Annotated in this window: 23 protein-coding genes; 18 read left to right on the top strand and 5 right to left on the bottom strand. The window is 64.5% G+C overall.

The features are described 5' to 3' along the window. Positions 1 to 13: 13 nt before the first annotated feature. From rpmJ to bfr, 8 genes are all read left to right on the top strand, one after another. Complete coding sequence (rpmJ, locus tag JLK41_RS21530) at positions 14 to 130, top strand: 50S ribosomal protein L36 (RefSeq protein WP_002555468.1); 117 nt, start codon at positions 14 to 16, stop codon at positions 128 to 130. A gap of 133 nt (positions 131 to 263) precedes the next feature. Further along, on the top strand, positions 264 to 620 hold the full coding sequence (gene rpsM / locus JLK41_RS21525; protein ID WP_003463275.1) for a 30S ribosomal protein S13: 357 nt from the start codon (positions 264 to 266) through the stop codon (positions 618 to 620). 30 nt (positions 621 to 650) lie between these two features. Further along, entirely contained in the window at positions 651 to 1,040 is a 390-nt protein-coding gene (rpsK, locus tag JLK41_RS21520; protein WP_003243933.1) for a 30S ribosomal protein S11, read from the top strand. Between the two features lie 17 nt (positions 1,041 to 1,057). Continuing rightward, entirely contained in the window at positions 1,058 to 1,678 is a 621-nt protein-coding gene (rpsD, locus tag JLK41_RS21515) for a 30S ribosomal protein S4 (RefSeq protein ID WP_003243935.1), read from the top strand. 22 nt (positions 1,679 to 1,700) lie between these two features. Beyond that, positions 1,701 to 2,702 (top strand): DNA-directed RNA polymerase subunit alpha, encoded by a 1,002-nt coding sequence (locus JLK41_RS21510; protein WP_037055733.1) that lies wholly within the window; start codon positions 1,701 to 1,703, stop codon positions 2,700 to 2,702. A gap of 44 nt (positions 2,703 to 2,746) precedes the next feature. Continuing rightward, positions 2,747 to 3,133: a 50S ribosomal protein L17 gene (gene rplQ, locus JLK41_RS21505; RefSeq protein WP_037055738.1), complete on the top strand. Its 387-nt coding sequence runs from the start codon at positions 2,747 to 2,749 to the stop codon at positions 3,131 to 3,133. A gap of 260 nt (positions 3,134 to 3,393) precedes the next feature. Beyond that, positions 3,394 to 5,544: a catalase/peroxidase HPI gene (katG, locus tag JLK41_RS21500; protein WP_210389786.1), complete on the top strand. Its 2,151-nt coding sequence runs from the start codon at positions 3,394 to 3,396 to the stop codon at positions 5,542 to 5,544. Positions 5,545 to 5,679: 135 nt separating this feature from the next. Further along, positions 5,680 to 6,144, top strand: a complete 465-nt coding sequence (bfr, locus tag JLK41_RS21495; protein WP_047587342.1) for a bacterioferritin — start codon at positions 5,680 to 5,682, stop codon at positions 6,142 to 6,144. An 87-nt stretch (positions 6,145 to 6,231) separates the two neighbouring features. On the opposite strand, the gene uvrA is transcribed toward bfr, so the two are convergent. After that, on the bottom strand, positions 6,232 to 9,093 hold the full coding sequence (gene uvrA / locus JLK41_RS21490; protein ID WP_037055746.1) for an excinuclease ABC subunit UvrA: 2,862 nt from the start codon (positions 9,091 to 9,093) through the stop codon (positions 6,232 to 6,234). 134 nt (positions 9,094 to 9,227) lie between these two features. On the opposite strand from uvrA, the gene JLK41_RS21485 reads away from it, so the two are divergent. The 4 genes from JLK41_RS21485 to JLK41_RS21470 are packed head-to-tail and all read left to right on the top strand — an operon-like array spanning position 9,228 to position 12,943. Further along, complete coding sequence (locus tag JLK41_RS21485; protein WP_037055747.1) at positions 9,228 to 10,622, top strand: MFS transporter; 1,395 nt, start codon at positions 9,228 to 9,230, stop codon at positions 10,620 to 10,622. Between the two features lie 9 nt (positions 10,623 to 10,631). After that, positions 10,632 to 11,123 carry a single-stranded DNA-binding protein gene (locus tag JLK41_RS21480; protein ID WP_037055750.1) on the top strand — a complete coding sequence of 164 codons (492 nt, stop codon included), beginning with the start codon at positions 10,632 to 10,634 and terminating at the stop codon, positions 11,121 to 11,123. A gap of 19 nt (positions 11,124 to 11,142) precedes the next feature. Then, positions 11,143 to 12,027 carry a sugar nucleotide-binding protein gene (locus JLK41_RS21475; protein WP_134675805.1) on the top strand — a complete coding sequence of 295 codons (885 nt, stop codon included), beginning with the start codon at positions 11,143 to 11,145 and terminating at the stop codon, positions 12,025 to 12,027. Beyond that, complete coding sequence (locus JLK41_RS21470) at positions 12,020 to 12,943, top strand: NAD-dependent epimerase/dehydratase family protein (RefSeq protein WP_210389785.1); 924 nt, start codon at positions 12,020 to 12,022, stop codon at positions 12,941 to 12,943. The genes JLK41_RS21475 and JLK41_RS21470 overlap by 8 nt, the downstream gene beginning before the upstream one ends. Before the next feature lie 55 nt (positions 12,944 to 12,998). Here JLK41_RS21470 and JLK41_RS21465 read toward each other — a convergent pair whose 3' ends face one another. Further along, positions 12,999 to 13,682, bottom strand: a complete 684-nt coding sequence (locus tag JLK41_RS21465; RefSeq protein WP_179554971.1) for an OmpW family outer membrane protein — start codon at positions 13,680 to 13,682, stop codon at positions 12,999 to 13,001. Between the two features lie 193 nt (positions 13,683 to 13,875). Here JLK41_RS21465 and JLK41_RS21460 point away from each other — a divergent pair, with 193 nt between their 5' ends. The 6 genes from JLK41_RS21460 to JLK41_RS21435 are packed head-to-tail and all read left to right on the top strand — an operon-like array spanning position 13,876 to position 18,741. After that, positions 13,876 to 14,649, top strand: a complete 774-nt coding sequence (locus JLK41_RS21460; RefSeq protein WP_047584896.1) for a DUF3450 domain-containing protein — start codon at positions 13,876 to 13,878, stop codon at positions 14,647 to 14,649. Continuing rightward, positions 14,646 to 15,995, top strand: coding sequence for a MotA/TolQ/ExbB proton channel family protein (locus tag JLK41_RS21455; protein ID WP_037055759.1), 1,350 nt, complete (start codon positions 14,646 to 14,648; stop codon positions 15,993 to 15,995). Before JLK41_RS21460 ends, JLK41_RS21455 begins: the two co-directional genes overlap by 4 nt. Then, positions 15,988 to 16,536, top strand: a complete 549-nt coding sequence (locus tag JLK41_RS21450; protein ID WP_037055760.1) for a MotA/TolQ/ExbB proton channel family protein — start codon at positions 15,988 to 15,990, stop codon at positions 16,534 to 16,536. The genes JLK41_RS21455 and JLK41_RS21450 overlap by 8 nt, the downstream gene beginning before the upstream one ends. An 11-nt stretch (positions 16,537 to 16,547) precedes the next feature. Beyond that, positions 16,548 to 16,958, top strand: coding sequence for an ExbD/TolR family protein (locus JLK41_RS21445; protein WP_003463247.1), 411 nt, complete (start codon positions 16,548 to 16,550; stop codon positions 16,956 to 16,958). After that, positions 16,958 to 17,641, top strand: coding sequence for an energy transducer TonB (locus JLK41_RS21440; protein ID WP_037055761.1), 684 nt, complete (start codon positions 16,958 to 16,960; stop codon positions 17,639 to 17,641). The genes JLK41_RS21445 and JLK41_RS21440 overlap by 1 nt, the downstream gene beginning before the upstream one ends. 2 nt (positions 17,642 to 17,643) lie before the next feature. Continuing rightward, the gene (locus JLK41_RS21435) at positions 17,644 to 18,741 is read left to right on the top strand and encodes a tetratricopeptide repeat protein (RefSeq protein ID WP_037055762.1); all 1,098 of its coding nucleotides are present in this window, start codon (positions 17,644 to 17,646) and stop codon (positions 18,739 to 18,741) included. A gap of 117 nt (positions 18,742 to 18,858) precedes the next feature. On the opposite strand, the gene JLK41_RS21430 is transcribed toward JLK41_RS21435, so the two are convergent. Genes JLK41_RS21430 through JLK41_RS21420 form a run of 3 tightly spaced genes read right to left on the bottom strand, consistent with a single transcriptional unit; the run spans position 18,859 to position 21,413 of the window. After that, on the bottom strand, positions 18,859 to 19,380 hold the full coding sequence (locus JLK41_RS21430; protein ID WP_210389784.1) for a DUF3299 domain-containing protein: 522 nt from the start codon (positions 19,378 to 19,380) through the stop codon (positions 18,859 to 18,861). A 58-nt stretch (positions 19,381 to 19,438) separates the two neighbouring features. Further along, the gene (locus JLK41_RS21425; RefSeq protein ID WP_210389783.1) at positions 19,439 to 20,704 is read right to left on the bottom strand and encodes an ABC transporter permease; all 1,266 of its coding nucleotides are present in this window, start codon (positions 20,702 to 20,704) and stop codon (positions 19,439 to 19,441) included. A 1-nt stretch (position 20,705) separates the two neighbouring features. Then, positions 20,706 to 21,413: an ABC transporter ATP-binding protein gene (locus JLK41_RS21420; RefSeq protein WP_210389782.1), complete on the bottom strand. Its 708-nt coding sequence runs from the start codon at positions 21,411 to 21,413 to the stop codon at positions 20,706 to 20,708. Positions 21,414 to 21,522 lie beyond the last annotated feature (109 nt).

Below are 21,522 nucleotides of genomic sequence, written 5' to 3'. Positions count from 1 at the left end.
CGAGGAGTTGGTAATGAAAGTTCGTGCATCGGTGAAAAAGCTGTGCCGTAACTGCAAAATTATCCGTCGCGAAGGTGTCGTGCGGGTGATCTGCAGCGCAGAGCCGCGTCACAAGCAGCGCCAAGGCTGAGTGTGAACCACGCGTGATAAGCCCGGCAGCTAGTGCGCTGCCGGGTTGATTATTTGTTTTTACAGCGTTAATATCTCGCGCCCTATTTCTTGGCTTCCGGGGCGTAGGTAGCTGTCAATTGGAGTTCCACTGAATGGCCCGTATTGCAGGCGTTAACATTCCGGATAACAAGCACACTGTTATCTCGCTGACCTACATCTTCGGTGTTGGTCGCACCACTGCACAGAAAATCTGTGCCGCTACCGGCGTAAATCCGGCTGCGAAAATCAAGGATCTGACTGACGAGCAGATCGAACAGCTGCGTGGCGAAGTAGCCAAGGTGAATACCGAAGGCGACCTGCGTCGTGAAGTGAATATGAAGATCAAGCGCTTGATGGATCTGGGTTGCTACCGCGGCCTGCGTCATCGTAAAGGTCTGCCGGTTCGCGGTCAGCGTACCAAGACCAACGCTCGCACCCGTAAGGGCCCGCGTAAGCCGATCCGCAAGTAATCGCATTCGCGAATCGACAGGAATTTAGTCATGGCAAAACCTGCTGCTCGTACTCGTAAAAAAGTCAAAAAGACAGTGGTTGATGGCATCGCCCACATCCACGCGTCTTTCAACAACACTATCGTGACCATCACCGACCGTCAGGGCAACGCCCTGTCCTGGGCTACCTCCGGTGGTTCGGGCTTCCGCGGCTCGCGTAAGTCCACTCCGTTCGCCGCCCAGATCGCCGCCGAGCGCGCTGGTCAGGCTGCACTGGAGTACGGTCTGAAGAACCTCGACGTGAACGTCAAGGGTCCAGGCCCAGGTCGCGAATCCGCTGTGCGTGCTCTGAACGCCTGCGGCTACAAAATCGCCAGCATCACCGACGTGACGCCTATCCCGCACAACGGGTGCCGTCCGCCGAAGAAGCGTCGCGTGTAAACAGGAGACAGTGAGAAATGGCTCGTTACATTGGTCCCAAGTGCAAACTGTCTCGTCGTGAAGGCACCGATCTCTTCCTGAAGAGTGGTGTTCGCGCGCTTGAATCTAAGTGCAACATCGAAGCAGCTCCCGGTATTCACGGTCAGCGCCGTGGTCGTCAATCCGACTACGGTACCCAGCTGCGTGAGAAGCAGAAAGTCCGTCGTATCTACGGCGTTCTGGAGCGTCAGTTCAGCGGTTACTACAAGCAAGCTGCCAGCCAGAAGGGCGCCACCGGCGAAAACCTGCTGCAACTGCTGGAGTGCCGTCTGGATAACGTGGTTTACCGTATGGGCTTTGGCGCTACCCGTGCCGAATCCCGTCAGCTGGTTTCGCACAAAGCAATCAGCGTCAACGGTCAGACCGTAAACGTACCGTCCTACCAGGTTAAAGCTGGCGACGTAGTTGCTGTTCGCGAGAAATCGAAGAACCAGCTGCGCATCGCTCAGGCTCTTGAGCTCTGCGCCCAGCGCGGCCGCGTTGAGTGGGTAGAAGTAGACGCCGAGAAGAAGTCTGGTGTGTTCAAGAACGTACCGGCTCGTGGCGATCTCTCCGCTGACATCAACGAGAGCCTGATTGTCGAGCTCTACTCCAAGTAAGGGCTAGAAAATAGGTGCATCCATGCAGATTTCGGTAAATGAGTTCCTGACCCCCCGTCACATCGATGTGCAGGAGGTCAGTCCGACCCGCGCCAAGATCACCCTCGAGCCTCTCGAGCGTGGTTTCGGCCATACCCTGGGCAACGCGCTGCGTCGCATCCTGTTGTCCTCCATGCCTGGCTGTGCAGTAGTCGAGGCCGAGATCGACGGCGTACTCCACGAGTACTCCGCGATCGAAGGTGTGCAGGAAGACGTCATCGAGATCCTGCTCAACCTGAAAGGTCTGGCTATCAAGCTGCACGGCCGTGACGAAGTGACCCTGACTCTGTCCAAGAAGGGCCCGGGCGTCGTTACCGCTGCCGATATTCAGCTGGATCACGATGTCGAAATCGTCAACGGCGACCACGTAATCGCCAACCTGGCCTCCAATGGCTCGCTGAACATGAAGCTCACCGTAGCTCGTGGTCGCGGCTATGAGCCAGCCGACGCTCGCCAGAGCGACGAAGATGAAAGCCGCAGCATTGGTCGCTTGCAGCTGGATGCTTCGTTCAGCCCGGTACGTCGTGTTGCCTACGTGGTGGAAAACGCTCGTGTCGAGCAGCGCACCAACCTGGACAAACTGGTTATCGACCTGGAAACCAACGGTACCCTGGATCCTGAAGAGGCCATCCGTCGTGCCGCGACCATCCTGCAGCAGCAGCTGGCCGCGTTCGTCGACCTCAAGGGTGACAGTGAGCCGGTTGTGGTCGAGCAGGAAGACGAGATCGATCCGATCCTGCTGCGTCCTGTCGATGACCTGGAACTGACCGTACGTTCGGCCAACTGCCTCAAGGCAGAGAACATCTACTACATCGGCGACCTGATTCAGCGTACCGAAGTAGAGCTGCTCAAAACCCCGAACCTGGGCAAGAAATCCCTGACCGAAATCAAGGATGTTCTGGCTTCTCGCGGTCTGTCCCTCGGTATGCGCCTCGACAACTGGCCGCCGGCAAGTCTGAAGAAAGACGATAAGGCCACTGCCTGATCGTCATCATCACCGAACGAAACAGTTTGGTAAGGAATTGAACCATGCGTCATCGTAAAAGTGGCCGTCACCTCAGCCGCACCAGCGCTCACCGCAAGGCCATGTTCCAGAACATGGCGGTCTCGCTGTTTGAGCACGAGCTGATCAAAACTACCCTGCCGAAAGCCAAGGAACTGCGTCGCGTTGCCGAGCCGCTGATCACCCTGGCCAAGGAAGACAGCGTTGCCAACCGTCGTCTGGCCTTCGACCGTACCCGTTCGAAAGCCATCGTTGGCAAACTGTTCAACGATCTGGGCAAGCGCTACGCCACCCGTAACGGCGGCTACCTGCGCATCCTCAAGTGCGGTTTCCGCGCTGGCGACAACGCCCCGATGGCTTACGTCGAACTGGTTGACCGTCCGGTCGCCGGCTCGGTAGAAGCTGCCGAGTAAGTCGTTTGCTGTACGAGAAACCGGGCCTAGTGCCCGGTTTTTTGTTGCCTGTCATTTCTGCCAGGCCCTCCCGACGTTCTGCGGCCCCACGGCGGGTGGTGCTGCCGCTCGCTCGGCATTCACGGCCTCCTTAGACGAAAGAAAATAGCTATCGGCTCGTTACACTTCATGAATTGGTTCGCCTGACAAAGCGGGTCTAGGCTTGTCCCATTGTTGATTGCACAGGCTGCAATCGACCCGATGAGGAGAAGGAGAGAAGCATGTCGAACCAAGGTAAATGTCCGTTCAACCACGTTGCAGGTGGCGGCACGACCAATCGAGATTGGTGGCCGAATCAGCTTCGTGTGGACTTGCTGAACCAGCATTCCGACCGATCCAACCCGCTCGGCGAGACGTTCAATTACGCCGAAGCGTTCAAGAAGCTCGATTACAAGGCGCTCAAGGCCGACCTGGTCAGGCTGATGACCGACAGCCAGGACTGGTGGCCGGCGGACTTCGGTCACTATGGTCCGCAGTTCATCCGCATGGCCTGGCACTCGGCCGGTACCTATCGCACCACCGATGGCCGTGGCGGCGGTGGTCGTGGCCAGCAACGCTTCGCTCCGCTGAACTCCTGGCCGGACAACGTCAATATCGACAAGTCGCGCCGCCTGCTGTGGCCGATCAAGCAGAAGTATGGCCAGGCGATTTCCTGGGCCGACCTCTACATCCTCGCCGGTAACGTGGCGCTCGAGTCCATGGGCTTCCGTACCTTCGGCTTTGCCGGTGGTCGCGAGGACGTCTGGGAACCGGATCAGGACGTCAACTGGGGCGCCGAGATCGCCTGGCTGGGTGTCGATCCCAAGCGCGTCAACGACGAGCGCGAGCTGGCCGCACCGTTCGGTGCCACCCACATGGGCCTGATCTACGTGAACCCGGAAGGTCCGAACGCCAGTGGTGACTACCTGGAGGCAGCCAAGGACATCCGCGCTACCTTCAACCGCATGGCCATGGACGACGAAGAGATCGTCGCGCTGATCGCGGGTGGTCACACCTTCGGCAAGTGCCACGGTGCAGCCCCTGAGTCGCACAAGGGACCGGAGCCGGAAGCCGCACCCATCGAGGCCCAGGGCCTTGGCTGGACCAGCGACTTCGGCACTGGCCATGGCAAGGACACCGTGTCCAGCGGCCTCGAGGTTACCTGGACGAAGACCCCGGCGCTGTGGAGCAACAACTTCTTCGAGAACCTGTTCAAGTTCGAATGGGAGCTGACCAAGTCGCCGGCTGGTGCCAAGCAGTGGGTGGCCAAGGATGCACCGGAGATCATTCCCGATGCGCACGTGCCCGGTAAATTCCACAAGCCGACCATGCTGACCACTGACCTCAGCCTGCGTTTCGACCCTGGGTTCGGCAAGATCTCCAAGCACTTCTACGAAGATCCGCAGGCGTTCGCCGATGCCTTCGCCCGTGCCTGGTACAAGCTGACGCACCGCGACATGGGGCCGAAAGCGCGCTACCTCGGCCCGGAAGTGCCGAAGGAAGACCTGATCTGGCAAGACCCGTTGCCAGCCGCCACGCACAACCCGAGCGCCGCCGATATCGCCGACCTGAAGGCGAAGATCGCGGCCTCCGGTCTGTCGGTCGGTGACCTGGTGTCCGTGGCCTGGGCTTCGGCCTCGACCTTCCGCGGTGGTGACAAGCGCGGTGGCGCCAATGGTGCGCGTCTGGCCCTGGCGCCGCAGAAGGATTGGGCGGTCAACCAGCGTGCGCTCAAGGTGTTGCCGAAGCTGGTGGAGATCCAGCAGGCCTCCGGCAAGGCGTCGTTGGCGGATGTGATCGTGCTCGCCGGTAACGTGGGCGTGGAGCTGGCTGCCAAGGCTGCTGGCGTCACGGCTGAGGTGCCGTTCGCTGCTGGCCGTGTCGATGCACGTCAGGACCAGACCGATGTCGAGTCGTTCGATGTGCTGGAGCCGGCAGCCGATGGCTTCCGCAACTACAGCAAGGGCAATCTGGGTGTGCCGACCGAAGCGATGCTGGTCGACAAGGCGCAGATGCTGACCCTGACAGCGCCCGAGCTGACGGCGCTGGTGGGTGGCCTGCGTGTACTGGGTGCCAACCATGACGGCAGCCAGCATGGCGTGTTCACCGACAAGGTCGGCGTGCTGTCCAACGACTTCTTCGTCAACCTGCTGGACATGGGCACTGAGTGGAAGGCCACCGACAGCAGCAGCGAGGTGTTCGAAGGGCGGGCTCGCAAGGATGGCCAGGTGAAGTACACCGCCACCCGTAACGACCTGGTGTTCGGCTCCAACTCGGTACTGCGTGCCTACGCCGAGGTCTATGCCAGTGGCGACGGCAAGGAGAAGCTGGTCAAGGACTTCATCGCCGCCTGGACCAAGGTGATGAACCTGGATCGTTTCGACCTGGCCTGAGCCTGAAGGACGCACAGCCGTGCGTCAGTAGACCGCAACGCCTCCCCCGTGGAGGCGTTGTGCTTTTGCTTGACCGAATCAGGTGTGAGGCGGAGCATTGCACTCTGCCAACGAACGCTACAAGGATTGCCCGGCATGAAAGGCCACACCGAAGTCATCGACTACCTCAAGCACCTGCTCAAGGGTGAGCTGGCCGCCCGCGACCAGTACTTCATCCATTCGCGGCTGTATGAGGACTGGGGCTTCAGCAAGCTCTACGAGCGCATCAACCACGAGATGGAAGAGGAAACCCAGCACGCTGATGCCCTGCTCAAGCGCATCATCTTCCTGGAGGGCGTGCCGGACATGGCGCCGAACCCCTTCACCTACGGGCAGACGGTGCCCGAGGCGCTGAAGCTGGACCTGGCCCTGGAGTACGAAGTGCGTGCGGCCCTCAGCAAGGGCATCGAGCTGTGCGAGCAGCATCAGGATTACCCGAGCCGCGACATCCTGCTGGCGCAGCTCAAGGACACCGAGGAAGATCATGCCTACTGGCTGGAAATCCAGCTGCAGCTGATCGACAAGCTGGGGCTCGAGAAGTACCTGCAAAGCCAGATGTGAGCGGCAAGCTACAAGCTGCAAGCCACAAGAAAAAGCCAGAGCTAATGCTCTGGCTTTTTTTTGCCGCTCTGGCTTGCCGCTTGCGACCTATCGCTTGTCGCTGTCTCTTTCCAGCAGTGGCTTGAGGAAGTGCCCGGTATGCGATGCCGGGTTCGCCGCCACCTCTTCGGGCGTACCGGTCGCGATGATCATGCCGCCCTTGGAGCCACCCTCCGGACCGAGATCGACCAGCCAGTCGGCGGTCTTGATCACGTCCAGGTTGTGTTCGATCACCACCACGGTGTTGCCGTGGTCGCGCAGGCGGTGCAGCACGTCCAGCAGTTGCTGGATATCGGCGAAGTGCAAGCCGGTGGTCGGCTCGTCGAGGATGTACAGGGTCTTGCCCGTGTCGCGCTTGGACAGCTCGCGGCTCAGCTTGACCCGCTGCGCCTCGCCGCCGGACAACGTGGTCGCGCTCTGGCCCAGCTTGATGTACGAGAGGCCCACGTCCATCAGGGTTTGCAGCTTGCGGGCGATCGCCGGCACGGCGTCGAAGAAGGCGCGGGCATCCTCGATGGTCATGTCGAGCACTTCGGTGATGCTCTTGCCCTTGTACTTCACTTCCAGGGTTTCGCGGTTGTAGCGCTTGCCCTTGCACACGTCGCACGGCACGTAGATATCCGGCAGGAAGTGCATCTCCACCTTGATCACGCCGTCGCCCTGGCAGGCTTCGCAGCGCCCGCCCTTGACGTTGAAGGAGAAGCGCCCCGGCCCGTAGCCGCGCGAGCGCGACTCCGGCACGCCGGCGAAGAGTTCGCGGATCGGCGTGAACAGGCCGGTATAGGTCGCCGGGTTGGAGCGTGGCGTGCGGCCGATCGGGCTCTGGTCGATGTCCACCACCTTGTCCAGGTGCTGCAGGCCGTCGAACGAGTCATGCGGCGCGGCTTCCAGGCTGGTGGCGCCATTCAGCGCGGTAGCGGTGATCGGGAACAGGGTGTTGTTGATCAGCGTCGACTTGCCCGAGCCGGAGACACCGGTGACGCAGGTGAGCAGGCCGACCGGAATCTCCAGGTCGACCTTGCGCAGGTTGTTGCCGCGCGCCCCCTTGAGTTTCAGCGACTTCTTCTTGTCGCGCGGGGTGCGGGTCGCCGGGTACTGGATCTTCTTGCGCCCGGACAGGTAGCTGCCGGTCAGCGACTCGGGGTCGGCCATCACCTGGTCCGGTGTGCCCTGGGAGACGATCCGCCCACCGTGCACGCCGGCGCCCGGGCCGATGTCCACCACGTAGTCGGCCAGGCGAATGGCGTCCTCGTCGTGTTCGACCACGATCACCGTGTTGCCCAGGTTGCGCAGGTGGGTGAGGGTGGCCAGCAGGCGCTCGTTGTCGCGCTGGTGCAGGCCGATGGACGGCTCGTCGAGGATGTACATGACGCCGACCAGGCCGGCGCCGATCTGGCTGGCCAGGCGGATGCGCTGCGCCTCGCCGCCGGAGAGGGTGTCGGCGCTGCGGTCGAGGGTCAGGTAGTCGAGGCCGACATTGACCAGGAACTGCAGGCGCTCGCGAATCTCCTTGAGGATCTTCTCGGCGATCTCGCCGCGTCGTCCGCTCAGGTGCAGCTCGCCGAAGTAGTCGCAGGCATCGCCCACCGGCAGGCCGGTGACCGCCGGCAGGGTCTTCTCGCCGACCCAGACGTGGCGTGCCTCGCGGCGCAGGCGGGTGCCGCGGCAATCCGGGCAGGGCTGGGTGCTGAGGAACTTGGCCAGCTCTTCGCGCACGCTGGCCGACTCGGTTTCGCGGTAGCGGCGCTCGAGGTTGGGGATGATGCCCTCGAAGGGGTGCGAGCGCTTGACGATGTCGCCACGGTCGTTGAGGTACTTGAAGTCGACGCTCTGCGTGCCGCTGCCGAACAGGATCACCTTCTGGTGCTCGGCCGCCAGTTCGTCGAACGGCTCTTCCAGGCTGAAGCCGTAGTGGCTCGAGAGCGAGCCGAGCATCTGGAAGTAGTAGACGTTGCGGCGGTCCCAGCCGCGAATGGCGCCTTCGGCGAGGGTCAGCTCGCCGTTGACCAGGCGCTTGGTGTCGAAGAACTGCTTCACCCCCAGGCCGTCGCAGGTGGGGCAGGCGCCAGCGGGGTTGTTGAAGGAGAACAGCTTGGGTTCCAGCTCGCTGATCGAGTGGCCGCAGTGCGGGCAGGCGAAGCGTGCGGAGAAGATGATCTCGTCGCCTTCCTCGCCCTGCTCTTTGTCGCCTTCGGCTGGGAGGGGCGCCACCAGGGCGATGCCGTCGGCCAGGCCGAGGGCGGTCTCGAAGGACTCCGCCAGGCGCTGCTGCAGGTCTTCGCGCACCTTGAAGCGGTCGACCACCACGTCGATGGAGTGCTTCTTCTGCTTGTCCAGCTTGGGCAACTCGTCCAGCTCATGCAGCTTGCCGTTGATCCGGGCGCGGACGAAACCCTGCGCGCGCAGCTCCTCGAACACCGAGAGGTGCTCGCCCTTGCGTTCGCGGATCACCGGGGCCAGCAGCATCAGCTTGCGCCCTTCCGGCAGGGCCAGCACCTGATCGACCATCTGGCTGACGGTCTGCGCCTCCAGCGGCACGTCATGGTCCGGACAGCGTGGGGTGCCGACGCGGGCGTAGAGCAGGCGCAGGTAGTCGTAGATCTCGGTGATGGTGCCGACGGTCGAACGCGGGTTGTGCGAGGTGGATTTCTGCTCGATGGAAATCGCCGGGGACAACCCCTCGATGGTGTCGACGTCAGGCTTCTCCATCATCGACAGGAACTGCCGGGCATAGGCCGACAGCGACTCGACGTAGCGGCGCTGGCCCTCGGCGTAGAGCGTGTCGAACGCCAGGGAGGACTTGCCGGAGCCGGACAGGCCGGTGATCACGATCAGCTTGTCGCGCGGCAGGGTCAGGTCGATATTCTTCAGATTGTGGGTGCGGGCCCCACGGATCAGGATTTTGTCCACTTACAACGGCCTCGCTGGGCGGGCGGAAAACGGTCGAGTATAGGGCTTGCGCCTAGCCTGCGGCAAAGTGTGTGCCTGTGCCGAAACGGCGGCGGCTGCTAGAATCGCCGGCTGATTTCCTCGGGATTGATTCGATGCACGATCCGCACAGCGAGCGCATGAGCAGTAGCGAGACCCGCGCGGCCGGTGGCCTGGCGATGGTCTTCGCGTTTCGTATGCTGGGCATGTTCATGGTGTTGCCGGTGCTGGCCACCTACGGCATGGATCTGGCCGGCAGTACACCGGCACTCATCGGGCTGGCGATTGGTGCCTATGGTCTGACCCAGGCCGTGCTGCAGATTCCGTTCGGCATCATCAGCGACCGCATCGGGCGGCGCCCGGTGATCTATGTGGGTCTGCTGATCTTCGTCGCCGGCAGCCTGGTGGCGGCCAACGCCGATTCCATCTGGGGCGTGATCGCCGGGCGCGTGCTGCAGGGCGCGGGCGCCATTTCGGCGGCGGTGATGGCGCTGCTGTCCGACCTGACCCGCGAGCAGCACCGCACCAAGGCCATGGCCATGATCGGCATGAGCATCGGCCTGTCGTTCGCCGTGGCCATGGTGGTCGGCCCACTGCTGACCCGCGCGTTCGGTCTGTCCGGCCTGTTCTGGGCGACGGCGGGCATGGCGCTGCTGGGCATCCTGATCGTCGCCGGCGTGGTGCCCAGGGACGCCGGGCCGCTGCAGCATCGCGAGTCCGGCGTGGCCGCCCAGGCGCTATGGCCGACCCTGAAGCATGGCGACCTGCTGCGCCTGGACTTCGCCATCCTGGCGCTGCATGCGGTGCTCATGGCCAGTTTCGTCGCGCTGCCGCTGGCGCTGGTGGAAGAGGGCGGGCTGGTCAAGGAAGAGCACTGGTGGGTCTACCTGACCGCGCTGCTGATCGGCTTCTTCGGCATGGTGCCGTTCATCATCTATGGCGAGAAGAAACGCCAGATGAAGCGCGTGCTGCTCGGCGCCGTCAGCGTCCTGCTGGCCTGCGAGCTCTATTTCGCCCTGTTCGGCCACAGCCTGCGTGCGCTGGTGCTGGGCATCGTGGTGTTCTTCACCGCGTTCAACCTGCTCGAGGCGTCGCTGCCGTCGCTGGTCAGCAAGGTGGCGCCGGCCGGTGGCAAGGGGACGGCGATGGGGGTCTATTCCACCAGCCAGTTCCTCGGCGCGGCGCTGGGCGGCATTCTCGGTGGCTGGCTGTACCAGCATGTCGGCCTGGGCGGGGTGTTCATCGGCTGTGCAGTGCTCTGTGCGATTTGGCTGGCCATTGCTGTTACTATGCGCGAACCGCCGTACGTGACCAGTTTGCGCCTGCCGCTCGATGCCGCGGCACTGGCCGATGTCGAACTGGTCGAACGCCTCAAGGCGACGCCGGGAGTGGCGGACGCCGTGGTGGTGGCCGATGAAGCGGCCATCTATATCAAAGTCGATACCCAACAAGTGGATCGCACGTCTCTGGAGCGCCTGATCGCATCGGCACCAGTGGCGTGCCGAGTCTAGGAGAACGTTATGGCCCGTGGGGTTAACAAAGTCATTCTGGTCGGCACCTGCGGCCAGGACCCGGAAACACGCTACCTGCCCAGCGGCAATGCGGTCACCAACCTGAGCCTGGCCACCAGCGAGCAGTGGACCGACAAGCAGACCGGTCAGAAGGTCGAGAAGACCGAGTGGCACCGCGTTGCCCTGTTCGGCAAGGTCGCCGAGATCGCCGGCGAATACCTGCGCAAGGGTTCGCAGGTGTATATCGAGGGCAAGCTGCAGACCCGCGAGTGGGAAAAGGACGGTATCAAGCGTTACACCACCGAAATCATCGTCGACATGCAGGGCACCATGCAGCTGCTCGGCGGTCGTCCGAGCGGTGACGACAGCGGCGCACCGCGCCAGTCGCGCCCGGCGCCTCAGCGTGAGCCGCAGCAGGCCCCGCGTCAGGAGCGTCCGGCTCCGCAGCAGGCCCAGCCGGCGCCTGACTACGACAGCTTCGACGACGATATCCCGTTCTAAGCGGAGCGGGCTCTAGCCTATGCGAATGCGCCTGATGCTGCTGGGCGGCGGCAGTGCCCTGGGGCAAGCGCTGATCCGTCTGGGTGCCGAGGAGGACATTGGCTTCCTCGCGCCCAGGCCGCCGGAGAACGGTTGGGATGCCGCGAGCCTGACCGACTTGCTCGACGATACGCGTCCTGACGCGCTGATCAACCTGGCGTACTACTTCGACTGGTTCCAGGCCGAGTCGGTCGCCGAGTCGCGCCTGGCGACCCAGGAGCGTGCGGTGGAGCGTCTGGCCGAGCTGTGCCAGCACCATTCCATCGTGCTCTTGCAACCTTCCAGCTACCGGGTGTTCGACGGCTCGCGGGTGACGGCCTACAGCGAGAAGGAAGAACCCATCCCCCTCGGCGTGCGCGGCCAGGCCCTGTGGCGCCTGGAGCAGAGTGTGCGGGCGATCTGCCCGCGACATGTGCTGCTGCGCTTCGGCTGGCTGCTCGATGACAGTCGCGAGGGCCGCCTGGGGCGTTTTCTGCTGCGTGCCGAGCGTGACGACGCCTTGTTCCTGGCCGATGATCGGCGCGGCAACCCGACGCCGGTAGACGACGCCGCGCGGGTGATTCTCGCGGTGCTCAAGCAGCTCGATTGCGAGTCACCGCTGTGGGGTACCTACCACTATGGCGGGCATGAGGCGAGCACGTCGCTGAGCCTGGGTCAGGCGGTGCTGACGGAGGCGCGCAACTACCGCAGCAACCTGGTCGAGGACGTGTCGGCGCAAGCCCATGCCGCTCGCCCGGATGCCGCCGATGAACCGCAGCATGCGGTACTGGCCTGCAAGAAGATTCTTCACACTTTCGGTATCAAGCCGCGCGCCTGGCGTGCGGGTCTGTCCAACCTACTGGATCGCTACTATCGCCATGGCTGAATTTCTCGTAACGGGCGGGGCCGGCTTCATCGGCTCGAATCTGGTCGACGCACTGCTTGCGGCCGGTCATGACGTGCGCGTGCTGGACAACCTGTCCATGGGCAAGCGCAGCAACCTGCCGCTGGACAACCCGCACCTGCGCTTCATCGAGGGTGACGTGGCCGACGCGCAGATCGTCGCCGAAGCTGTAGCCGGCTGTGCAGGGGTCGCGCACCTGGCGGCGGTGGCCTCGGTACAGGCCTCGGTGGATGACCCTGTCGCGACGCACCAGAGCAATTTCATCGGTACCCTGAACGTCTGCGAGGCCATGCGCCAGCAGGGCGTGCGGCGTGTCGTCTACGCCTCCAGCGCGGCCATCTACGGCAACAATGGCGAGGGCGTGGCGATCGACGAAGCCACCGCCAAGGCGCCGTTGACGCCCTATGCCTCGGACAAGCTGGCCGGCGAGCATTACCTCGATTTCTATCGTCGCCAGCATGGCCTGGAGCCGGCGGTGTTTCGGTTCTTCAATATCTTCGGGCCGCGCCAGGATCCGTCCTCGCCGTATTCCGGGGTGATCAGCATCTTTACCCAGCGTGCGCAGCAGGGCCTGCCGATCAGCGTCTTCGGCGATGGCGAGCAGACGCGCGATTTCTTCTATGTCGGCGATCTGGTCGCGTTGCTGATGCAGGGCCTGCTCAACCAGCAGGCAGTGCTCGAACCGGTCAACGTCGGCTGGAGCCAGGCGGTCAGCCTCAACCAGCTGCTGGCCGAGATCGGCACGCTGTACGGCGGCCTGCCACAGGTGACGCACCTGCCGGCACGGGCTGGCGATATCCGCCATTCGCGGGCCGACAATTCGCGCCTGCAGGCGCACTACGTGATGCCGGAACAGACGCCCTTGCGCGAAGGGCTGCGACTGTTGCTCGGGCTCTGAGCAGGAGGAAAAGAAAAAGCCGGCGAAAGCCGGCTTTTTCTTTTGCCCGGGGTTATCAGAACTTGTAACCCAGACCCACCATGTAGACGAAGGGGTCGACGTCCACGTCCACCTTGACCTTGTCGCCGGCCAGGTAGGTGGTGCCGGTGGTGTCGATATCGATATAGCGCACCTGGGCGTTGAGCATCAGGTTGTCGCTCAGCATGTAGTCCATGCCGATCTGCCCGGCCAGACCCCAGGAGTCCTTCATGTCCAGGCCGCTGAAGCCCTTGCCTTCGGCTTCGCTGCTCAGCTCGGTATCGAAGAACCAGGTGTAGTTGATGCCGACGCCGACATACGGCTGGAAGGCAGAGCTCTTGTCCAGCGGGTAGTAGATGGCGCTGATGGTCGGCGGCAGGTGCTTGAGGCTGCCCAGCTTGCCATTCAGACCGGCGAAGGCACCCGGCATGCCTTTCACGCCGACGTCATGGCTGAACGGGGTGGCAGCCAGCAGTTCGATACCGAAATTGTCGGTGACCATGTAGGCGAAGTTCAGGCCCAGCTGGGTGTCGCTGTTCAGCGTAGCGCCGCTGCCGGCGACCTTGCCCAGAACGGCGTGATCGATGTTGCCGCTGTCTTCGTGCGGATCAACGGTGATGGCACCGGCACGAACGATGATGTCGCCAGCCTGGTGGGCCTGAGCGACGGGGGCAGCGATGGCGAGGGCCAGCAGTGAGGCAGTGAACAGTGACTTGTACATAGCGAGCTCCAGTTCGAGTCGGTTGTGTCTTTGGCTGGAATCAATGCTAAGCCAAGCAACAATTCGCTTTTTGACCTGGCTCAATAGATCGGTGGGCTCTGCCACGGAGCTTTGTCCCATTGCTTAGAATGCATCTCTAGATGATAATGTTTCTCTTTTTGAAGCAAGCCTGTCTGTCGAGGACCCCCTGCGCATGAATCGCTTCCCCCTCCGTTCCCTGGCCGTCGCCCTGCTGTTGGCGAGCGGCTCGCTGGCTGCTGCGCCGCTGGATGCCGCGCTGGACGAAAGCCAGCGTCTGGCCGCCGAGGCCAAGGCCTCCCAGGGCCGCGTCGAGCAGCTGGATGATGCCAGCCGCGAGATGCTCAATGAGTACCGCAATGCCTTGCAGCAGGCTGAAGCTTTGAAAGGTTATAACAGTCAGCTGCGCGACCTGGTCGACGCCCAGCGCCAGGAGCTGGCCAGCTACCAGAAGCAGCTCGACGGCATCGAACGTACCCAGGAGGCGGTGAGCCCGCAGATGGTCCGGATGGTCGAGGTGCTGGGCGAGTTCATCGCCGCCGACCTGCCGTTCCTGCCGGAGGAGCGTGAGGATCGCCTGGCCCAGCTCAAGGACTTGCTGCCGCGTGCCGACGTCAGCCTGGCCGACAAGTACCGCCGCATCCTCGAGGCCTATCAGATCGAAAGTGACTATGGCCGCACCCTGGAAGCCTGGCGCGGCGAGCTGAGCCAGGCCGACGGCAGCTCGCGCAGCGTCGAGTTCCTGCGTCTTGGCCGCAGCATGCTGTATTACCAGACCCTGGATGCGCACGAGAGCGGCTGGTGGAACCCGCAGGCCAAGGCCTGGCAGGTGCTCGACGGCGGTGCTCGACGTCCGCTGACCCAGGCCATCGCCATCGCCCGCCAGCAGCAGGCGCCCGCCGTGCTGTCCCTGCCGATCAAGACCCTGGCCGAGGAGGCCGCACAATGAGTCGTCGTGTTGTAGCCGTACTGGCGCTCAGCCTGTTGCCGGCATTGGCCGCCGTGGCCGAAACCCTGAGTCCCGATCAACTGCTGCAGCGCATTCGCAGCGAGCGTGCGGCCGAAGCCAGCGCCATGCAGCAGCGCGAGCAGGCCTTTCTGGCCAAGCGCAGCGAGCAGGCGCAACTGCTCGCGAGCGCTCGTTCCGCGCTGAATGCGCAGAAGGCCGAGAGCGAACGCCTGAAGGCCGAATTCGACCGCCAGGAGGCCGAACTGGCCGAGCAGGAAAAACTGCTGGCCCAGCGTGTCGGCCACCTGGGTGAATTGTTCGGCGTGGTGCGTCAGAGCGCCGGGGATGTTGCCGGTCAATGGCAGGACAGCCTGCTCAATGCGCAGTACCCGGAGCGCCTGAAGCGTCTCAAGGCACTGGCCGAGAGCCGTTCGCTGCCGTCCGCCGATGACCTCGACAGCTACTGGATGCTATTGCTCGAAGACCTGGCCGCCAGTGGCCGCATCGAGCGCGTGACGCTGCCGGTGGTCAATGCCGATGGCTCGCGCCAGGAGCAGCAGGTGCTGCGTGTCGGCACCTTCGGCGCTTATGGCGAGGATGCCTTCCTGCGTTACGACGCCGACGCCGGGCAACTGGTCGCTCCGCCGCGCCAGCCGTCGGGCCTGGGACAGGTCGAGGATTATCTGAGCAGCACCGAGGCGCTGGCGACCCTGCCTGTCGACCCGAGCCGTGGCAGCCTGCTGGCGCAGCTGCAGCAGCAGCCGACGTTGTGGGATCGCCTGCAACAGGGCGGCCTGGTCGGTTGGGTGATCGTCGTGCTGGGCGGCCTGGGCCTGTTGCTGGCGTTGTGGCGGATGGTCTATCTGGCTCGCGTGGGCAGTGGCGTCAAGGCGCAGATGCATGACCTCAGCGCGCCGCGTGACGACAATCCGCTCGGGCGGGTGATCGGCGTGCTGGGCGCCAAGCCGCAGCTGGCCGACCTGGAAACCCTGGAGCTGAAACTGGACGAGGCGATCCTCCAGGAAACGCCGCCGCTGGAGAAAGGCCAGGGCCTGCTCAAGCTACTGGCCGCCGTCGCCCCGCTGCTGGGGCTGCTGGGTACCGTGACTGGCATGATCGTGACCTTCCAGGCCATCACCCAGAGTGGTGGCGGGGACTCGCGCCTGATGGCCGATGGTATTTCCCAGGCGCTGGTGACCACCGTGCTGGGCCTGGTGGTGGCGATCCCGCTGCTGTTCCTGCACAGCCTGCTGGCCAGCCGCAGCAAGGGGCTGATCCAGGTTCTGGAGCAGCAGAGCGCGGGCCTGATCGCCCTGCACCTGTCGGGAGCGTCGCGCCGTGACTGATCTGTTCGCCTTCTGGCTGCGTGCGGTCGACAGCGCCTATGCGCTGCTCGACTTCATGAGCGCCGGTGGCGTGGTGATGTGGGCGCTGGCGGTGCTCTGCATCCTGTTCTGGACCCTGGTGTTCGAGCGCTTCTGGTACATGCGCAGGATCTTCCCGCTCTGGGTCCACGAGCGCCGCGAGGCTTGGCAGCAGGTGCTGGCGGACGACAACGGCAACTGGCAGCGCGCCGTGCGCCTGGCCTGGCTGGCGCAGGCGCGCCAGCAGCTGGCGGCGCCATTGCGCCTGGGCAAGACCCTGGTGGCGTTGTATCCGCTGCTGGGCCTGCTCGGCACCGTGCTGGGCATGATCGCGGTGTTCGATGTGCTTGCCCTCAACGGCACCGGTAACCCGCGCGGCATGGCCGCAGGCGTCTGGCAGGCGACCCTGCCGACCATGGCCGGCATGGTCCTGGCCATTCCCGGATTGTTCAGCCTGGCGCGCCTCGAGCGCGAAGCCAGCCAGGCCATCGAGCGGCTGGCCGACCAGCTGCGTCACGACTGAGATCGCCCAACATGAGAATGCGTCGCCACCACCAGCAGGACGAAGACACCGGCATCGACCTTACGCCGATGCTCGACGTGGTCTTCATCATGCTGATCTTCTTCATCGTCACCAGCTCCTTCATTCGTGAGTCCGGGGTCGAGGTCCAGCGCCCGCAGGCGGAAACCGCCAGCCCGCAGGACAAGGGCAACATCCTCATCGCCGTCACGGCCGACGGGCAGATCTGGATGGACAAGCAACCCGTGGACATCCGCAGCGTGCGTGCGCACGTCGAGCGCATGCGCGTCGACCAGCCGGATGGCGCGGTGGTGGTGCAGGCCGACCAGGACGCACGCACCGGCCTGGTGGTCCAGGTGATGGATCAGGCGCGTCTGGCCGGTGTGCAGGACGTCGCCCTGGCTGCCGGTAGCGGAGTCAACTGATGCGCCTGCCGCTGTCGTTTCTCGGTGCCTGCCTGATGGCCCTGGGGCTGTTCGCCCTGATGCTCTACATGGTTGCACCGCCCAGCGCGAAGGTCAGCCAGGACCCGGTCAGCGTGGCCAACTTCGTGCGCATGGATGGCAATGCCAGCGAGACGGCCAGCCGCACTCGCCAGCAGGCGCCCCAGCCACCGCAACCGCAGACCCCGCAACCGCCCACGCCGCCGACCCCGCAGACGGCCACGCCGAATGCCAACCTGCCGGCACTGGACATCCAGCTGCCCAGCCTGGCCAGCGGCATCGCCGTCAACAGCGCGCCGGCGCCGAGCCTGTCCGGGCTGGCTCCGGGCGCGCCGGCACCGACCCCGCCGAGCAATGCCAGCGAGTCGGGCGGGCAGATGGGCGGTATGGAAAGCGAGGTCATGCCGCTCAACGACGTGCGTCCCAAGTACCCGGATCACGCCCTGCGCCGTGGCATCGAAGGTTTCGTCAAACTGGCTTTCACCATCAATCGCGCCGGCAGCGTGGAGAACATCCGCGTGCTGGAAGCCAGCCCCCGTAACGTGTTCGAGCGCGAAGCGCGTCGGGCTGCGGCACGCTGGCGCTTCGCACCTCGGACCGAGGGCGGTCTCGCGGTGGATCGCGAAGCGGTGAAAACCCTCTACTTCCGACTGGAAAGGAGCTGACCATGTACCGTTGGTTGTTGCTCGTGATGCTCAGTGCTACGGCCGTGCCCGGCATGGCCCAGCAAACCGTCGACCCGGCCGTGTTCCGTGCCCTGAACAGCGCGCAGGTCGCGCAGCAGAAAGGCGATTACGCGGCGGCCCGCAAGGCACTGGACGCGGTCAAGGCGTCTGGCGGCAGCCTCGAGGAGGCGCTGATCTGGCGCAGCAAGGCCTATGTGGCCTGGTCGGCGGGCAACAACGCGCAGGCCATCGACTGGCTGGACAAGGCGGTACGCAGCGGTAAGCTGGACGACGAGATGCTGGTCGTCGAACGCCTCAACCTGGCCAAGCTCAACCTGGGCGAGCGGCGCTACGCCAAGGTCGTCGAGCTGCTGGCGCCGGGCCAGGGCAGTGCCTCCGAGGAAGTGCTGCAGATGCTGGTGCAGGCCTATCAGGGCATGAACCAGCCAGCCAAGGCGCTGCCGCTGGCCGAACGCTACGTGCAGGCCAACCCGCGTGCTGCGGATATCTGGCTGCAGTTCCTGGTGGGCGCCAATGCCGATCTGAAGCGCTATGCCCAGGCCGAGCGCTGGCAGCGCCAGTTGCTGGCGCGCAAACCGGACGATGCCAAGGGCTGGCGCCAGCTGGCCGGTCTGCAGCAGATGGCTGGCAGCAACGACAAGGCCCTGGCCACCCTGCGTGCAGCGCACAGCAAGGGCCTGCGTTTCAGCGAGTCGGAACTGGACAACCTGGTGCTGCTGGCAGGCGCTGCCGACCAGCCCTGGCAGGGCGCGAAGCTGCTCAAGGGCATGCTCGACAGTGGCCTGCTGGCCAACACGGCTGCCCGTCAGGAGCGCCTGGGGCTGTTCTGGTGGCAGGCGCGTGACCGCGTCGCCGCCGTGCGTGTGCTGCGGCCGCTGGCCGAGCGCAGCGGCAACGGCAAGCACTGGCTGTACGTGGCGCAGCTGGAACTGGAGCAGTCGCGCTGGCAGGCCGGCCTGGAGGCGCTGGCGCGTGCCGAGCGCAACGGCGCCGAGCGGTCCAAGGTGCGCTCCTGGCGGCAATGGGCGGAAAGCGAGCTGCGCTTCGAGCGAGACAATCGCGTCGCCAGTCGTGGCTGATGCTGACGGACATGAAAAAGCCAGACGTGATGTCTGGCTTTTTCATGTCTGGGATCTGTTCGTCGTTCATTTCGCGGCTGAAGCCGCTCCTACAACCGCTCCTACAGCCGATCCGGATCAACTGTCGGGCAGTTCGTAGGCGTAGATCTTGTCCGCTTCCATCTGGTAACCGACCTCGGCCAGTTCGCTGGTGATGTGCTCCACCTTCATCGGTCCCTCGACCCAGAACGGCTGGTACAGCGCATCGAGCAGCACGCCGAGCTCACTGGTGACATGCACGATCTGGTTCGACGGCGGTGGCGGTACGTGGATGCAGGCGCCGAAGTAAGGCACCAGCAGGAATTCCACGACCCGCCCTTCATCGGTGACGTCGAGCGGCACGATGTAGCCTGGCAACTTGACCTTCTGCCCGTTGAGCTCCTTCACCACCGGTGCTGCCGGCGCCTGCTGCGTGGCGGCCGGGCCCGACTCGGACAGGGCATCCGCCAGCTGCGAGAGGTCGTGGATGGGCGCCGGGTCGACAATCTGCGGCGGGGCGTTGGGCGGAATCAGTTCGGACCAGGTGAGTTCGCGCACCTCGGCAGCGGCCAGTGGCAGTGCCAGGGTCAGCAGCAGGGTGGCGAGCAGGGGACGGGACATGAAGAACCTCGTTTCAGGGGCGCCCGCGCAGTGTACGCCAGACGCCCCCTGTTTGGCCTCAGAGCCTGATCGACAGGCCGTCGGCCAGTGACTGCCGGTAGGCGCGCCAGGCGGGCACGCTGCCCATCAGCAGGGCGGCGAGGAGGATGCTCCCGAGCAATTTCCACTCGTAGCCCGTTGGAGCACTGAGTGCCAGGTACAGGCCGTAGTTGGCCTGCACATGGCCCTGAGCGAGGGCGATGCCCAGGTACAGCAGGGCGAGACCGAACAGCACGCCGGCGAGGGCCAGGGCGAAGGCCTCCAGCACCAGCAGGCTGGCGATATGCCAGGGGCGGGCGCCGACCGAGCGCAGAATGGCCATCTCCCGGCGACGTTCGTTGAGGCTGGTGAGAATCGCCGTGAGCATGCCGATCAGGCCGGTCAGCACGACGAACAGCGACACCACGAACAGTGCCTGCTCGGCGGTGCCCATCAGGCTCCACAGTTCTTGCAGCGCCACCCCGGGCAGGATCGCCAGCATCGGCTCGCCACGGAATTCGTTGATCTCGCGTTGCAGGCTGAAGGTGGCGATCTTGCTGTTGAGGCCGAGCATGAAGGCGGTGATCTGCTTGGGTTGCAGGTCCATGGCGCGTGCCTGATCGGCACTCACCCGCGCATCGCCACGGGCCGGCATGCCGCTCTGCCAGTCGACGTGCAAGGCCTCCATGCCCGCCAGCGAGATGTGCAGGGTGCGGTCGACGGGAGTGCCGGTCCGCTCGAGGATGCCGACCACGGTGAAGGGCTTGTCATCGTGCTTGACCAGGCTGATGGTGGCGACGCCATGGGCCAGCACGATCTTCTCGCCGAGGCCGTAGCCCAGCGCTTGTGCGACTTCGGCGCCCAGTACCACCTCGAACGGATCGTCGGCGAAGGCGCGGCCCTGGGCCAGCCGCAACGACTGGCTGCGGGCATAGCGGTAGTGGTCGAAATAGGCACCGCTGGTGCCCATTACCCGGTAGCCGCGGTGTGAGTCGCCGAGGGAAATGGGGATGGCCCATTTCACCTGGCGATGATTGGCGAAGTGCTCGAAGCTGTCCCAGCGGATGTTGTTGGTGGCGTTGCCGATGCGGAACACCGAGTACAGCAGCAGGTTCACGCTGCCGGAACGGGCGCCGACGATCAGGTCGGTACCGCTGATGGTGCTGGCGAAGCTGGCGCGGGCCTCGGTGCGTACGCGCTCGACAGCCAGCAGCAGGCAGACCGACAGGGCGATGGCGAACACCGTGAGCAGGGCGGTGAAGCGGCGGTTGGCCAGGCTGGCCAGGGCGATACGGATCAGATGCATCTCAGACCTCGACGGGCTTGGCGGCGCGGTTCAGCTCGCTCAGCGAGACATTGCGGTCGAACAGCGCGGCCAGGCTCTGGTCATGGCTGACGAACAGCAGGCTGGCGCCTGCGGCGCGGCATTCGGCGAACAGCAGCTGGAGAAAGGCTTCGCGGGCGTCGAAGTCCAGGGCCGAAGTGGGTTCATCGGCGATGACCAGTTCCGGCTGGCCGATCAGGGCACGGGCCGCCGCGACGCGTTGCTGCTGGCCGATCGACAGCTCGTCAGCACGACGCTCGAGCAGCTCGGCGCGCAGGCCCAGGTGTTCGAGCAGTGCCGTGGCGGCCGCATCGATGCTGCCGTGGCGCTGTTGCGCGCGTTCGGCGCGCTGGCGCGAGAAGCGGCAGGGCAGCTCGACATTTTCGCGTACCGAAAGAAACGGCAGCAGGTTGAACTGCTGGAAGATGTAGCCGGTGTGGTCGACGCGGAAACGGTCGCGCGCGGCGGCGGAGAGCTGTGCGAGGTCCTGTCCCAGCAGGCGGATGTGGCCGCTCTGGGCGCGCTGCACGCCGCCGAGCAGGCCGAGCAGCGTGGTCTTGCCGCTGCCGCTCGGGCCTTTGAGGAACAGGGTTTCACCGCGCGCCAGGGTGAAGTTGGGGATGTCCAGCAACTGCGCCTGTCCGGGCCAGGCGAAGCCGAGGTTGGCGAGTTCGATCAGAGGTTGGGTCATGGTCTGCTGCGTGTCGGGAAAATGCGCTCAGCGAGGAGCGAGCCGTGCGCTCGAACGGGCCAATGGCAACGGCGCGGCGAACAGGGCTCGCTCCTGCAACGGGACGTGG

Source organism: Ectopseudomonas khazarica (genome assembly GCF_017915135.1).
In the GTDB taxonomy this organism is placed as follows: domain Bacteria; phylum Pseudomonadota; class Gammaproteobacteria; order Pseudomonadales; family Pseudomonadaceae; genus Aquipseudomonas; species Aquipseudomonas khazarica.
This window is presented reverse-complemented; position numbering and strand designations above follow the sequence as displayed.